This window comes from Mycolicibacterium austroafricanum, from assembly GCF_000612725.1.
GTDB lineage: Bacteria > Actinomycetota > Actinomycetes > Mycobacteriales > Mycobacteriaceae > Mycobacterium > Mycobacterium austroafricanum.
In genome coordinates, this window is the sequence record NZ_HG964450.1 from 1,178,713 (window position 1) to 1,191,997 (window position 13,285).

General features: G+C 69.1%; 11 protein-coding genes. 10 read left to right on the plus strand and 1 reads right to left on the minus strand.

Annotated features, from left to right (window positions below; genetic code table 11):
* Positions 1-100 precede the first annotated feature (100 nt).
* The 3 genes from BN976_RS05640 (at position 101) to BN976_RS05650 (ending at position 4,210) form a co-directional block, all read left to right on the plus strand.
* On the plus strand, positions 101-1,633 hold the full coding sequence (locus BN976_RS05640; RefSeq protein ID WP_036368648.1) for a Re/Si-specific NAD(P)(+) transhydrogenase subunit alpha: 1,533 nt from the start codon (positions 101-103) through the stop codon (positions 1,631-1,633).
* Between the two features lie 4 nt (positions 1,634-1,637).
* A complete protein-coding gene (gene pntB / locus BN976_RS05645) occupies positions 1,638-3,077 on the plus strand; it encodes a Re/Si-specific NAD(P)(+) transhydrogenase subunit beta (protein WP_011777444.1) in 1,440 nt (479 codons plus the stop codon).
* Between the two features lie 137 nt (positions 3,078-3,214).
* Positions 3,215-4,210, plus strand: coding sequence for a helix-turn-helix transcriptional regulator (locus BN976_RS05650; protein ID WP_036368649.1), 996 nt, complete (start codon positions 3,215-3,217; stop codon positions 4,208-4,210).
* Here the strand turns inward: BN976_RS05650 and BN976_RS05655 are convergent.
* Positions 4,174-5,730, minus strand: coding sequence for an FAD-dependent oxidoreductase (locus tag BN976_RS05655; RefSeq protein ID WP_036368650.1), 1,557 nt, complete (start codon positions 5,728-5,730; stop codon positions 4,174-4,176). The genes BN976_RS05650 and BN976_RS05655 overlap by 37 nt on opposite strands.
* Positions 5,731-5,807: 77 nt before the next feature.
* Between BN976_RS05655 and BN976_RS05660 the strand changes: the two genes are divergently transcribed.
* The 7 genes from BN976_RS05660 (at position 5,808) to BN976_RS05690 (ending at position 13,235) form a co-directional block, all read left to right on the plus strand.
* On the plus strand, positions 5,808-7,265 hold the full coding sequence (locus tag BN976_RS05660) for an aminotransferase class I/II-fold pyridoxal phosphate-dependent enzyme (RefSeq protein WP_036369285.1): 1,458 nt from the start codon (positions 5,808-5,810) through the stop codon (positions 7,263-7,265).
* A gap of 47 nt (positions 7,266-7,312) precedes the next feature.
* Complete coding sequence (locus BN976_RS05665; RefSeq protein ID WP_036368651.1) at positions 7,313-7,981, plus strand: hypothetical protein; 669 nt, start codon at positions 7,313-7,315, stop codon at positions 7,979-7,981.
* Positions 7,978-9,327, plus strand: a complete 1,350-nt coding sequence (locus BN976_RS05670; RefSeq protein WP_036368652.1) for a cytochrome P450 — start codon at positions 7,978-7,980, stop codon at positions 9,325-9,327. The genes BN976_RS05665 and BN976_RS05670 overlap by 4 nt, the downstream gene beginning before the upstream one ends.
* Before the next feature lie 46 nt (positions 9,328-9,373).
* Positions 9,374-10,678, plus strand: a complete 1,305-nt coding sequence (locus BN976_RS05675) for an acyl-CoA dehydrogenase family protein (RefSeq protein WP_051558342.1) — start codon at positions 9,374-9,376, stop codon at positions 10,676-10,678.
* Positions 10,678-11,478 carry a tyrosine-protein phosphatase gene (locus BN976_RS05680; protein ID WP_036368654.1) on the plus strand — a complete coding sequence of 267 codons (801 nt, stop codon included), beginning with the start codon at positions 10,678-10,680 and terminating at the stop codon, positions 11,476-11,478. The genes BN976_RS05675 and BN976_RS05680 overlap by 1 nt, the downstream gene beginning before the upstream one ends.
* Before the next feature lie 129 nt (positions 11,479-11,607).
* Positions 11,608-12,306, plus strand: coding sequence for a MerR family transcriptional regulator (locus BN976_RS05685; RefSeq protein WP_036368655.1), 699 nt, complete (start codon positions 11,608-11,610; stop codon positions 12,304-12,306).
* The gene (locus tag BN976_RS05690) at positions 12,303-13,235 is read left to right on the plus strand and encodes an alpha/beta fold hydrolase (protein ID WP_011777438.1); all 933 of its coding nucleotides are present in this window, start codon (positions 12,303-12,305) and stop codon (positions 13,233-13,235) included. The genes BN976_RS05685 and BN976_RS05690 overlap by 4 nt, the downstream gene beginning before the upstream one ends.
* Positions 13,236-13,285 lie beyond the last annotated feature (50 nt).

A 13,285-nucleotide genomic window follows, 5' to 3' on the forward strand; every position in this document is an offset into this window, starting at 1 on the left:
CTTACACTGACACCTTTACCCGTCCAACGCAGCACGGTGCCGGACCGCTCACAGGCGCCCCGGCCACACTGAGAGCAAAGCCTAGATCGGAACGATTTCGATGATCATCGGGATACCGAGAGAGTCTCTACCTGGGGAGACACGCGTCGCTGCGACCCCGCAGACCGTCGGGCAGCTGATCAAGCTGGGCTACCAGGTGGTGGTGGAGTCCGGTGCGGGTGCGGCGGCGAGCTTCTCCGATGCGGCGTTCGCCGAGGCGGGCGCGGGCATCGGGTCGCCCGATGAGGTCTGGTCGGCCGACGTGGTGCTCAAGGTGAACGCACCGACCGAGGCGGAGATCGCCGCCCTGCGCGACGGCGCGACGCTGATCGGCCTGATCTCGCCGGCGCTGCGGCCGGAGCTGGTCGAGCAGCTGGCCACCCGCCGGATCACGGTGCTGGCGATGGACGCGGTGCCGCGGATCTCGCGCGCCCAGTCGCTCGACGTGCTGTCGTCGATGGCGAACATCGCCGGCTACCGCGCCGTCGTCGAGGCGGCCCACAGATTCGGCCGGTTCTTCACCGGGCAGGTGACGGCGGCGGGGAAGGTGCCGCCGGCCAAGGTGCTCGTGGTCGGCGCGGGTGTGGCAGGTCTGGCCGCGATCGGCGCGGCGGGCAGCCTCGGCGCCATCGTGCGCGCCACCGACCCCCGCCCCGAGGTCGCCGATCAGGTCGCGTCCCTTGGCGGCGAGTATCTGGCCGTGGACCCCGCGGCGGCCGAGGTCTCGGCGACCGGTTACGCCAAGGAGATGGGCGACGACTACAAGGCCCGCGAGGCACAGCTGTATGCCCAGCAGTCCGAGGACGTCGACATCATCATCACCACCGCGCTGATCCCCGGTCGGCCGGCCCCGCGCATCATCACCGCGGACATGGTGGCCTCGATGAAGCCGGGCAGCGTGATCGTCGACATGGCCGCGGCCAACGGCGGCAATGTCGAGGGCACCGTGAAGGACCGGGCCGTCGTCACCGACAACGGCGTGACCATCATCGGCTATACCGATCTGGCCGGCAGGCTGCCGGCCCAGGCGTCGCAGCTCTACGGCACCAACCTGGTCAACCTGCTCAAGCTGCTCACCCCGGAGAAGGACGGGCAGCTCACCGTCGATTTCGACGACGTCGTGCAACGGTCGGTGACGGTGGTTCGCGACGGGGAGATCACCTGGCCACCGCCGCCGGTCCAGGTGTCGGCCGCTCCCGTTGCCGCCGCCGCGGCGCCGGTCGAGCAGAAGCCGGCGAAGAAGCCGATGACGACGGGGCGCCGCCTCGGCGTCACGTTCGCGGTCGCGGCGGCACTGTTCGTGTTGATCGCGCTGTCCCCCGCGGCGCTGCAGGTGCACCTGACGGTGTTCGCGCTGGCGATCGTCATCGGCTACTACGTGATCGGCAACGTGCACCACGCGCTGCACACGCCGCTGATGTCGGTGACGAACGCGATCTCCGGGATCATCGTCGTCGGCGCACTGCTGCAGATCGGGCACGGCAACATCGCCATCACCGCGCTGGCGTTCGCGGCGATCCTTCTGGCCAGCATCAACATATTCGGCGGTTTCGCGGTGACGCGCCGCATGCTTGCGATGTTCTCGAGGAGCTAGGAACATGTTCACGCTGGAAACCGCCGCCACCGCGGCCTACGTCGTCGCGGCCCTGCTGTTCATCCTGGCCCTGGCCGGGCTGTCCAGGCACGAAACCTCAAGGGCCGGAAACACCTTCGGGATCGTCGGGATGGTGGTGGCGCTCGTCGCGACCATCGCGCTGGCGCTGGCCCGCCATATCGAGCCGCTGGGCCTGGCGCTGCTCGTCGGTGCGATGACCATCGGTGCGGCCATCGGCCTGTGGCGCGCCAAGATCGTCGAGATGACCGGCATGCCGGAGCTGATCGCGCTGCTGCACTCGTTCGTCGGTCTGGCCGCCGTACTGGTCGGCTGGAACGGCTACCTGCACGTCGAGGGTGACCCCGGTAGCGCCGAGGCCCTGCAACTGGGCAGCGAAGGAATGCTCGGCATCCACTCGGCCGAGGTCGTCATCGGCGTCTTCATCGGCGCGGTGACGTTCACCGGCTCGATCGTGGCCAACCTCAAGCTCTCGGCACGGATCAAGTCGGCGCCGCTGATGCTGCCGGGCAAGAACATTCTCAACGTCGGTGCGCTCGTGGTGTTCATCGCGCTGACCGTCTGGTTCGTCATCGACCCGCAACTGTGGCTGCTTGTGGTGGTGACGGTGCTCGCTCTGGCGCTCGGCTGGCATCTGGTGGCCTCGATCGGCGGCGGCGACATGCCGGTCGTGGTGTCGATGCTCAACAGCTACTCCGGCTGGGCCGCGGCCGCGGCAGGCTTCCTGCTCGGCAACGACCTGCTCATCGTCACCGGCGCGCTGGTGGGCTCCTCCGGTGCGTACCTGTCCTACATCATGTGCAAGGCGATGAACCGCTCCTTCATCTCGGTGATCGCGGGCGGTTTCGGGATCGAGGCAGGCCCGGCCGAGGACAAGGATTACGGCGAGCACCGCGAGATCACCGCCGAGGGTGCGGCCGAACTGCTGGCGTCGGCCAGCTCGGTCATCATCACCCCCGGTTACGGCATGGCCGTCGCACAGGCCCAGTACGGGGTGGCCGACCTGACCCGCAAGCTGCGCGACCGTGGCGTCGACGTCCGCTTCGGCATCCATCCCGTCGCGGGCCGGCTGCCCGGCCACATGAACGTGCTGCTGGCCGAGGCCAAGGTGCCCTACGACATCGTGCTCGAGATGGACGAGATCAACGACGACTTCGACGGCACCTCCGTCGTCCTGGTCATCGGCGCCAACGACACCGTCAACCCGGCGGCGTCGGAGGATCCCGGCAGCCCCATCGCCGGCATGCCGGTGCTGACGGTGTGGAACGCCGACAACGTCATCGTGTTCAAGCGATCGATGGCCTCCGGTTACGCCGGCGTGCAGAACCCGTTGTTCTTCCGGGAGAACACCCAGATGCTGTTCGGCGACGCCAAGGACCGGGTGGACGCGATCAACGCCGCGCTGTCGGTCGCCGAGCACGTCTAGAGCACCGCAACTCTCGCGTCAGAAGGACGGGTCGACCCACTGAACCGGGGTGGACCAGCTGCCACCCCGCTATGGTGGAGGGATCCCGGGGGTGAAGCCACGGCCCCGCCGCAGCACCGCAAAAGCGGGGTAGCAGCATGCACACAGCGACCATCGACACTGCGACGGCGCCATACGCACCGCGCGACGACCTCCACTTCGAGAGCGACGACCTCGACGCGACCGAGGACTTCCTGGTCCGCGCCTACACGAAGATGTCCATCAGTGCCGAAGACGGCGAGCGGGCATCGGCACTGATCGACCGGCGCTGGCTCGGACCGGTCAGCTACGACGAGCTCCGGCTCGACTTCCACATGTCCTACGACGCCGCGCCGTTGGGCCGGATCTGCCTGTGCCGGGTGCACGAAGGATGCATCGAGGAGGACTTCATCGGGGAACCGCAGGACGTGTTCGTCCCCGGTAACGTCGCGTTGCTGTCGCCGCCGGAGTTGCCGTACTCGGGTCGGGTCTGCGAAGCCAGCTACGACCTGACGATGTTCGACACCGCGTTGCTGGACAGGGTCGCGACCCCCGATCGGGGCCGCTCGGCCGGCTCCGTGCGTCTGCTCGGCCACCGCCCGGTGTCCCCCGAGGCCCAGCTACAGCTGAACTCCGCCATCGAGTATGTGCGCACCGTGGTCCACTCCGACGGACCCGCGCCCACCCGCCTCGTCGCGTCCACCACCGCATCGATGATCGCCGCGGTGGTGCTGTCGGCGTTCCCCACCAACGCGGCCTCCGAGCCCACCGCCCTTGACCGCATCGATGCCAAGCCGCCGCTGCTGCGGCGGGCAACCGCCTACATCGAGGGCAACGCCGACGCCGACATCGCGCTCGCCGACATCGCCGGCAGCGTCCACGTGACACCTCGCGCCCTGCAGTACATGTTTCGCAAGTACCTGGACATGACCCCGATGGAATACCTGCGCCGGGTCAGGATGGACCACGCCCACCGCGAGCTCATCAAAGCTGACGCCGGGCAGACGACAGTCCAGATAGTCGCCGCCCGTTGGGGATTCGCACACACCGGCCGGTTCGCCGCGATGTACCGGGAAGCCTACGGGCGCAACCCCTCTGACACATTGCGGAGCTGAGCCGGGCGGCAGCCGCTCAGGCCGCGGGTGGCCGGGCCTTCGAGTAGCGCGCCGTCGGGGGCGAATCGGGAGCCGTGCAGTGGACACTCCCAGGCCCGGTCGGAGTCGTTCCACTTCACGATCCCGCCGAGATGGGGACAGACCGGCGACACGGTGCGCTGCACACCGTCGACGACGCTGGTGGCGCGCAGCCGCCACGGCGGTCCACTGACCACCCCGGTCCCGTCTGCGGGCTCCTCGGCCGACGACGTCAGCGGGGCCAGCCAGCCGTTGGCCAGATGCAGACCCACCTTGATGTTGGCCTGCAGCGCGGTGGGCACCCCACGCAGTTCGTGCAGCCGCCAGCTGGCGAAGGTCTGCGCCCAGTCCATCCGCCCACCGAGTATCCGGGCCGAGAGCGCCAATGCCGCGGCGACCCCGTTGGTCATCCCCCACTTGTCGAAACCCGTTGCCACCAGCACACTTTCGTGCATGGGCAGCAGCGGGCCGATGAACGGCACCTCGTCGTCGGGGTGGTAGTCCTGTGCGGACCAGTAATGAGTCTGCACCGCGCCGGGGTAGTGCAGGGCGGCCCAGTGCGACAACTCGGCAACGGCCTTGCTCGGGTTGTCGGCCCTGCCGACCGGGTGGCCCGCCCCTCCGACGATCAGCTTGCTACCCGCGGCGGTCGGGGCGTACCGCACCGATCGGGTGGGGCTGTCCACCGAGAGGAACATCGGCGTCGTGATGTCACCCGGCACATCGAAGGCCAGGCAGTACGACCGTTTCGCCTCGACGCGCGCGAAGAACATCCCGCGGTCCAGAATCGGTGTGCCGGTGGCGAGTACGCAGTGCCGCGCGGTGACCGAGAACTGCTCGTCGCGGGTGTCCTGCGCGGTGTCGGTCAACCGGAACCGGACCCGGACCGGATCGGTCCCGGTCACCGTGGTGGCGCGGACACCCTGCAACAGGGTTCCGCCGTGCTTCTCCAGTTCGGTGACCAGGCTGCCGAGGTAGGGCACCGGGTCGAGTTGAGCCTGCTCGCGCACCCGCACACCGCCTTGGAACGGGAACGGCACGTCGGCCTCGTCGACCCATTGGGCGTCGACCCCCGCCTCCCGGCACGCCGCCAGGACTTCTCTGGCCGTGCTGAGCCCGGATTCGGCCTGCGCGTAGGAGTGGTCGTCCTCGCGCTGGTAGGCCAGGCCGTGGTCGTCGTGGTACCGGATCAGCCAGTCCCGCCCCTCGGCGTTACCCGTCACATATGCGCTCAGGACGTCGGGCCCGTGCTTGGCTCGGATGCGCGCCAGCTTGGTGCCCTGCAGGACGCTGACCTTGCCGGTGGTGTTGCCCGTCGCGCACGCACCTACGTGGCGCGCCTCGACCACCAGCACCTTCTTGCCGGCGCGGGCCAGCAGCACGGCGGTGGTCAGCCCGGTGATACCCGCGCCCACCACCAGCACGTCGGCAGTGTGCGCCTGTGCCACCTCGTCCGGGCGGGAGGCGATTTCGATGCGACCGTCGGTCCACAGCGAGGACATGGCGCGCGGTTTACCCGGTGCGGGCCCGGTCAAACTTCCCGGTGTTTGTCGGCCACCCCAGCGGGAACGCCGATTCGGTGGATCAGACACAGGCACCGATGCTCGACGCGCTCGCCGACTATCACCGGCGGGACCGGTACGGCTTCACCCCACCCGGGCACCGGCAAGGTCGCGGCGTGGACGAACGGGTCACACAGGTGCTCGGCGTCGAACCGTTCCGCAGCGACGTGCTGGCCAGCGGCGGACTCGACGACCGCAGGATGCGCGGCGGCTTCCTCGCGACCGCCGAGGAGCTGATGGCCGACGCGGTCGGCGCCGACTACGCGTACTTCTCCACGTGCGGCAGCTCGCTGTCGGTCAAGGCCGCCATGATGGCGGTGGCCGGCGGCGGCGACGGGCTTCTGGTCAGCCGCGACAGCCACAAGTCGATCGTGGCGGGGCTGATCTTCGGAGGGCTGCAGCCGCGCTGGATCACCCCGCAGTGGGACGTCGAGCGGCATTTCTCCCACCCGCCGTCTCCACAGCAGGTCGAGGACACCTGGCGGCGGCATCCGGACGCCGACGGCGCGCTCATCGTCAGCCCCAGCCCCTACGGCACCTGTGCCGACATTCGCGGCATCGCCGAGGTCTGCCACCGGCGCGGCAAACCGCTGATCGTCGATGAAGCGTGGGGCGCTCATCTACCGTTCCACCGCGACCTGCCGACCTGGGCGATGGACGCCGACGCCGACGTGTGCGTGGTCAGCGTGCACAAGATGGGCATGGGCTTCGAGCAGGGTTCGGTGTTTCACGTCCAGGGCGACCTGATCGACCGCGACCGCCTGGCGGCCTGCGCCGACCTGCTGATGACGACGAGCCCCAACGTGCTGCTGTACGCGGCCATCGACGGGTGGCGCAGGCAGATGGTCGAGCGCGGCGAGGTGCTTCTCGGAGACGCGTTGGAACTCGCCGGCACCGTCCGCGCCACCGTCGGCGACCTGCCACAGGTCAACGTGATGGAGGAAGAGCTGCTCGGCGAGCAGGCGTCGCACGACCTCGACCGGCTGCAGGTGCTGATCGACGTGTCCGCGACGGGCACCACGGGGTACCAGGCACACGACTGGTTGCGGGAGAACTGCCGGCTGGATGTCGGGATGAGCGACCACCGCAGGATCCTGGCCACACTGTCGACCGCGGACGACAGCGCGACCGCGGCCCGACTGCTGGATGCGCTGCACGCGTGGAGTTCGGCTGCCGACAGCTTCCCGCGGCCACCGCGGATCAGGCTGCTTGACCCGGACGAGCTGCAGTTGGAGACGGTGATGCTGCCCCGCGACGCGTTCTTCGGCAGGACCGAGATGGTGCCCGCCGACGAGGCGGCCGGCCGTATCTCGGCCGAGCAGATCACCCCCTACCCGCCCGGCATCCCCGCCGCGATACCGGGCGAGCGACTCAACGAGGCCGTCGTCGACTACCTGCGTTCGGGGGTCGAGGCCGGCATGAACGTCCCCGATCCGGCGGACCCGTCGCTGCAGAAGTTCCGGGTCGTGGCCTAGTGGCGACCCGGCCGTTTCATCGCGCCGCAAGCGGGCAGTCAGACCGGGTGAGCATCTCCGAGCTGACCACCTTGCCGATCAGGGGCGGAGCGGCCCTGCGCAAGAAGAGGCTATTTCATCCCTCCGGGATTCTGTGCGGCGGCACCGTGACGCGCCTGGCACCCGACGGTGTCGGGCTGCCGCTGGTGTCCGGTGAGGTCGTCGGGCGTATCTCCAAGGGCGCCGGCACGCCGGGATCGTTGCCGGACTTCGCCGGCCTGGCGTGGCGGATGCCCGGCGACGCGGACGGGCCGCGGCCGTGGGACGTGTTGACGGTCTCGTCGGCCGCCCGCGTCGTGTTGCGCCCCGTCAGGTCCTGGCCGGAGGCGCAGTACTCGACACTGATGCCGCTGCGCTACCGCGGCGGCCTGTACTGGTTGCGCGCCCGCATGCGCACTCCTGTCGACGTTGACGGCTTGTCCGTGGAGGCCGTCCGCGACCGCATCGAAACCGGCCCTGTCGAGTTCACCGTCGAACAGGCCTGCGGCATAGGCTCTTTCACGGAACTGGCCACCCTGACGTTCGACCGTGAGCTGTGTGACGACGACCCCGGGTGTGATCAGCCCTTCGACCCCACGGTGCGCAGCGGCGCCGAGATCGCCTTGGAGCCTCGGTGGCTGACCAGGATGCGCAGGGCCGCGTACCGCAACAGCCGGGAAGGGCGGGGCGCCGAATGACCCGCGCGCCGAGGCTGACCGGTGTCCGTGCCCTGCGCGCGCTGGCCGACCTTGGTCTGCCGTCCATCGCGGCCGGCCCGATCGCCCGTCGTCGCCACGTCGTCGGCCTGCTCGACCGGTGGGAAGCCGACGCCCGCGGGGTGCGGCGGCTGCAGCTTCTGCGCCGGCGCTTCGGTCGCGGCCCCGTCGTGCTGGCCATCCCCGGCCGGCGCATCGTGGTCCCGCTCGACCCGGCTGACGTGGCGGGTCTGCTGGAACAGTCGCCGTATCCGTTCGATCCGGCCAGTTGGGAGAAACGGCACGCGCTCGCGCAGTTCCAGCCGCACGCGGTGCTGATCTCCCGCGGCGACATCCGCGCCAGACGCCGCCGGGTCAACGAGGCGGCGCTCGACACCGGCTCCGAACTGCACCGGTTGGCGGACACCTTCCAGGACATCGTCAACCAGGAGGCGGCGCAGTTCGCCGACCGGGCGCTCGAGACGCGGGGGTTCGATTCGGCGCAGTTCATCGTCGCGTGGTGGCGGCTGGTCCGGCGCCTCGTGCTGGGCGCCGAGGCGCGGGACGACGAGGCCGTCACCGATGACCTGTGGCGGCTGCGCACCTCGGCCAATTGGTCGTTCCTCAGCCTGCCGCACGTGCGCCGCCGCGAGCGGTTGTTCGCGCGGCTGTACCGCTACGCCGAGGATCCCGACCCCGACAGCCTGATGGCCGCGCTGAGCACCCAACCCGCATCGGGCGCCGTCGATCCCGTCGGGCAGGTGCCGCACTGGCTCTTCGCGTTCGACGCGGCGGGGATGGCCGCGCTGCGCGCCGCGGCACTGCTCTGCACCCATCCCGACGCGCTGGCCCGAAGCGAAACGGAGGACGCAGGCCGTGTCCGGGTGCGGCCCTTTCTGCGCGCCTCGGTGCTGGAATCGGTGCGACTGTGGCCCACCACGCCCGCCATCCTGCGGGAGATCGCGGCACCCACGACCTGGCATGAGGGCACGCCCGACGAGGTGACGGTCGCGCCGCCGGGCACGGTGCTCATTCCGGTGCCTGCCCTCCATCGGGACCCCGACCTGGTGCCGTTCGCCGACGAGTTCACCCCCGACGTCTGGCTCGACGGGCGCGCCTCGCAATACCCGCAACTGGTGCCCTTCAGCGCTGGGCCCGCCGCATGCCCGGGCCGCGATCTCGTGCTGTTCGTGACCAGCGCGCTGCTGGCCGCACTGTTGTCGCGGTTGCACCTCACGCTGGACCCCGATGGTGCGCTGCGACCCGGGCGCCCCCTGCCCGCGACGCTCAACCAGTTCGGGCTCTCGTTCGGCGCCTCCGTCGCCCCGCAGGGCGCAGCGCCGTCCTGATCGGTCGGTGGACCTCACGGTTTACACGTGTCATATCGTGGCGGTCATGGACTTCTCGATGTCAGCCAAGGCGCAGGACTATCACGACCGGTTGACCGACTTCATGACCGAGTTCGTGTTCCCCGCCGAGGAGTCGTACCACGCCTACCGGGCCGAGGCCGGCCCGGACGATCACACCGTGCCGCCGGTGGTCGAGGAGCTCAAGAAGCTGGCCAAGGCGCGCGGGCTGTGGAACCTGTTCCTGCCCTCGGAGTCGGGCCTGTCAAACCTCGAGTATGCACCGCTGGCAGAGCTCACCGGCTGGAGCATGGAGATCGCGCCCGAGGCCACCAACTGCGCCGCCCCCGACACCGGCAACATGGAGACGCTGCACCTGTTCGCCACCGAGGAGCAGCGCAAGCAATGGCTCGAGCCGCTGTTGGCCGGTGAGATCCGCAGCGCGTTCGCGATGACCGAGCCGGCCGTGGCGTCGAGCGACGCGCGCAACATCGAGACCACCATGCTGCGTGACGGCGACGACTACGTCATCAACGGCCGCAAGTGGTGGATCACCGGCGCCGCGGACCCGCGCTGCAAGATCCTGATCGTCATGGGCCGTACCAATCCCGACGGGCCCAGCCACCGACAGCAGTCGATGATCCTGGTCCCGGCCGACACCCCGGGTGTGGACATCCAGCGCTCGCTTCCGGTGTTCGGCTGGCAGGACCAGCACGGCCACTGCGAGATCGTGTTCGACAACGTGCGGGTGCCCGCATCGAACCTGCTCGACGAGGAAGGGTCCGGCTTTGCGATCGCCCAGGCCCGCCTCGGACCGGGCCGCATCCACCACTGCATGCGGGCGATAGGCGCGGCCGAGCGGGCGCTGGCGCTGATGATCGACCGCGTGCAGACCCGTATCGCCTTCGGCAAGCCGCTGGCCGAACAGGGTGTGGTGCGTGAGGCAATAGCCAAGTCGCGCAACGAGATCGAGCAGACCCGTCTGTTGTGCCACAAGGCGGCCTGGACCATCGACCAGCAGGGCAACAAAAGCAAGGATGCCCAGCTACTGGTCGCCCAGATCAAGGCCGTGGCACCGCAGATGGCGTGCGACGTGATCGACCGCGCCATCCAGGTGCACGGTGGCGCCGGGGTGTGTGACGACTTCCCGCTGGCTCGGCTGTACAGCTGGCACCGTGCGATGCGGCTGTTCGACGGTCCGGACGAGGTGCACATGCGCACGATCGCGCGCGCCGAGCTGGGTAGGGAGAAGTCCGCGATGGCGACGGCGGCGAGCCGCCAATCGGACACGGCGGCGAGCCGCCAATCGAACACGGCGGCGAGCCGCCAATCGGACACGGCGGTGACCGGCTAGTGGCCGCGGCCGGGGACGAGCTCTCGGGAGCGTGGAACTTCCGCGACGTGTCCGAGCAGACCGGCGTCGCACCGGGGCGGTTCTTCCGGGCCAGTGAGCTGTCGAAGCTCGATGACACCGGACGCGCGGCGCTGAAGGGTCTCGGTGTCACCGATGTCGCCGATCTGCGCACATCGCGGGAGCTGGAGCGGCACGGTCCCGGCCTGGTGCCCGCCGGCGTCGAGATTCACCACCTGCCGTTCGTCGAGACGATGGCCGCCGACGGGGAATCCCCGCACGAGCATGCGTTCCAACGCATGATGACCGACAAGCCCGATGACGAGCCGGTCGCCGACGCCGCCGCACGCTACATGACCGAGGAGTACGGGCGCATCGCCACCGCACCGTTCGCCCGGCGTGCCGTGCACCGCGTGGTGAACCTGCTCGGCTCGGAGCGTGCCGTGCTCGCACACTGCTTCGCCGGCAAGGACCGCACCGGCTTCACCATCGCCGTGGTGCTCGAAGCCGCCGGCGTGGATCGGGACGCCATCATGGCGGACTATCTCCGCAGCAACGTCGCAGTCCCCCGGTTGCGGGAGAGCATCCTGGCCACAGTGCGAGAGCGCGCCGTCGACGCCCCCGAGATCATGGAGCTGGCCGAGGCGCGCCTGACCGACGCCGTGCTCGGCGTGCGCGAGGACTACCTCGACGCCGCCCGCCGCACGATCGACGACCAGTTCGGCTCCCTCACAGGCTATCTGGAATCCGCCGACGTCACCGACGAGGACATCCGCCGGCTCCGCAAGGTCCTGCTCGGCTGAGCTTGCGCAGCCGTGGGCGAGGGTTGGAGCCGACGCGGTCCCGCCGAAATCGGTCCTCGGGATTCACCTCACGGCCCGCGCGTTCCGCACTTGAATCGCACGTAGCGTGAGGTTGTAGCGTCGCGTTCCATGCACAGCGGCGAGGATCGGCTATGGCGCGTTGGCGAATTGGCCCGCACAAGTGGATTGTCGGTTCGGGCACTGCACCACTACGAGCAGGTCGGCCTCATGTCCGCACGGGGGCGGACTTCGGGCGGTCACCGCCTTTACAGCAGCGAGGATGTACGGCGGCTGTATCAGATCCGCGCACTACGTGAATTCGGCTTGAGCCTGACCGAGACCGCCTCAGCCCTGGACGGCTCCGTCAGTCTCGACAGCGTTCTGAGAACGCACCTGCAACATGTGGAAACCCGACTCGCGCAACTGAGTTCGCTGCGAGACTGGCTTGCCGCGGCCTGCGTCCAAGCCGGCGCGCTCCCGTCGACAGAGTCGCTTCTGGCCACGCTGGAGGCGATGTCGGTCATTGCCGGCCACACTCGGAACCGCCGACCGTCCGATACACGTCACGCCTGGACGGCTCTCGGGCAGGAATTGCGCACGCTGCGTGACGCTGGGCAGCCGTCCTCCTCGTCGACGGTCATCGAGCTCGCACAGGCAGCCAGAGACTTGATCAACAGCTTCGCCGACCACGACCAGGCCGTGCTGGATGCCCTCGCCCATCTGCGACGCAATGCACCCCAGCTCGACGCCGCCGGCTGGGATCAGGACCTGATCGAGTTCCTCGACGACGCACTCACCGCACTCGACCGGCAGGAGGACCTTCGATGACATCCGAACAGATCGCGCACGGCGTGGGACCTGATCGCCTCGACATCGCCTACCGGCGCCATGGTCACTCCGGCGATCCGGCAGCGGTACTCATCATGGGAATCGCCGCGCAGTTGGTGAATTGGCCGCCTGAGTTCATCCGAGCGTTGACCGATCGCGGACTACAGGTGATCGTCTTCGACAATCGCGACACCGGACGTTCCACCCATCTCGATAGCGCGCCGGCGGATCTTTCGGCAGTGCAGGCCGGGGACCTGACCTCGGTCAGCTACACACTGTCGGACATGGCTGCTGACACCGTCGGGCTGATGGACCACCTCGGCATCAGAGCGGCGCATCTGGTTGGCGCCTCCATGGGAGGGGCTATCGCTCAGACGATCGCCATCGAGCATCCGGACCGGACGCTGTCCCTGTCGTCGATGATGTCCACCACCGGTGCGCCCGAGGTGGGCGCGGCTCACCCCGACGTCATGGCCGCCCTGTTCGGCGAACCGCCGGTCACCACACGGGAGGAAGAGGCCGCGCGGGCGATCCGCGCCGCCACTGTCGTCGGATCCCCGGCATATCCGCCGGATCCCGCAGCCATCGCTCGCCGGGCCGGAATCGCCTACGACCGCAGCCATGACATCGCGGGGATCACCAGAAACGCGGTAGCCGTCGTCGCCTCTGGTGATCGCACCGGTGCGCTGAGGACGCTGAAGATCCCCACTCTGGTCATCCACGGCCGCGCGGACAGGATGTGTGACCCCAGTGGGGGCCGTGCCACCGCTGCCGCCATCCCTGGTGCGCAGCTTGAGCTGATCGACGGCATGGGCCACGACATCCCTGCCCCGCTATACGACCGCATCGCCGACCTGATCGCCGAGAACGCACGCCGCTCCGATCATCTGCAGTTCAAGACTCGCGCGCCGTCCACACATACGCCCTGAACGACCCCGACAGCTCTCGATCTGCCGGCAGTACGACGACACAACTGCCA

Excerpts from the sequence above, each read along its gene's own strand:
- BN976_RS05675 (WP_051558342.1), top strand. The coding sequence starts at position 9,374 with ATGGACTTCTCGATGTCAGCCAAGGCGCAGGACTATCACGACCGGTTG.
- pntB (WP_011777444.1), top strand. The coding sequence starts at position 1,638 with ATGTTCACGCTGGAAACCGCCGCCACCGCGGCCTACGTCGTCGCGGCC.
- BN976_RS05650 (WP_036368649.1), top strand. The coding sequence starts at position 3,215 with ATGCACACAGCGACCATCGACACTGCGACGGCGCCATACGCACCGCGC.
- BN976_RS05655 (WP_036368650.1), bottom strand. The coding sequence starts at position 5,730 with ATGTCCTCGCTGTGGACCGACGGTCGCATCGAAATCGCCTCCCGCCCG.
- BN976_RS05670 (WP_036368652.1), top strand. The coding sequence starts at position 7,978 with ATGACCCGCGCGCCGAGGCTGACCGGTGTCCGTGCCCTGCGCGCGCTG.
- BN976_RS05690 (WP_011777438.1), top strand. The coding sequence starts at position 12,303 with ATGACATCCGAACAGATCGCGCACGGCGTGGGACCTGATCGCCTCGAC.
- BN976_RS05685 (WP_036368655.1), top strand. The coding sequence starts at position 11,608 with ATGCACAGCGGCGAGGATCGGCTATGGCGCGTTGGCGAATTGGCCCGC.
- BN976_RS05640 (WP_036368648.1), top strand. The coding sequence starts at position 101 with ATGATCATCGGGATACCGAGAGAGTCTCTACCTGGGGAGACACGCGTC.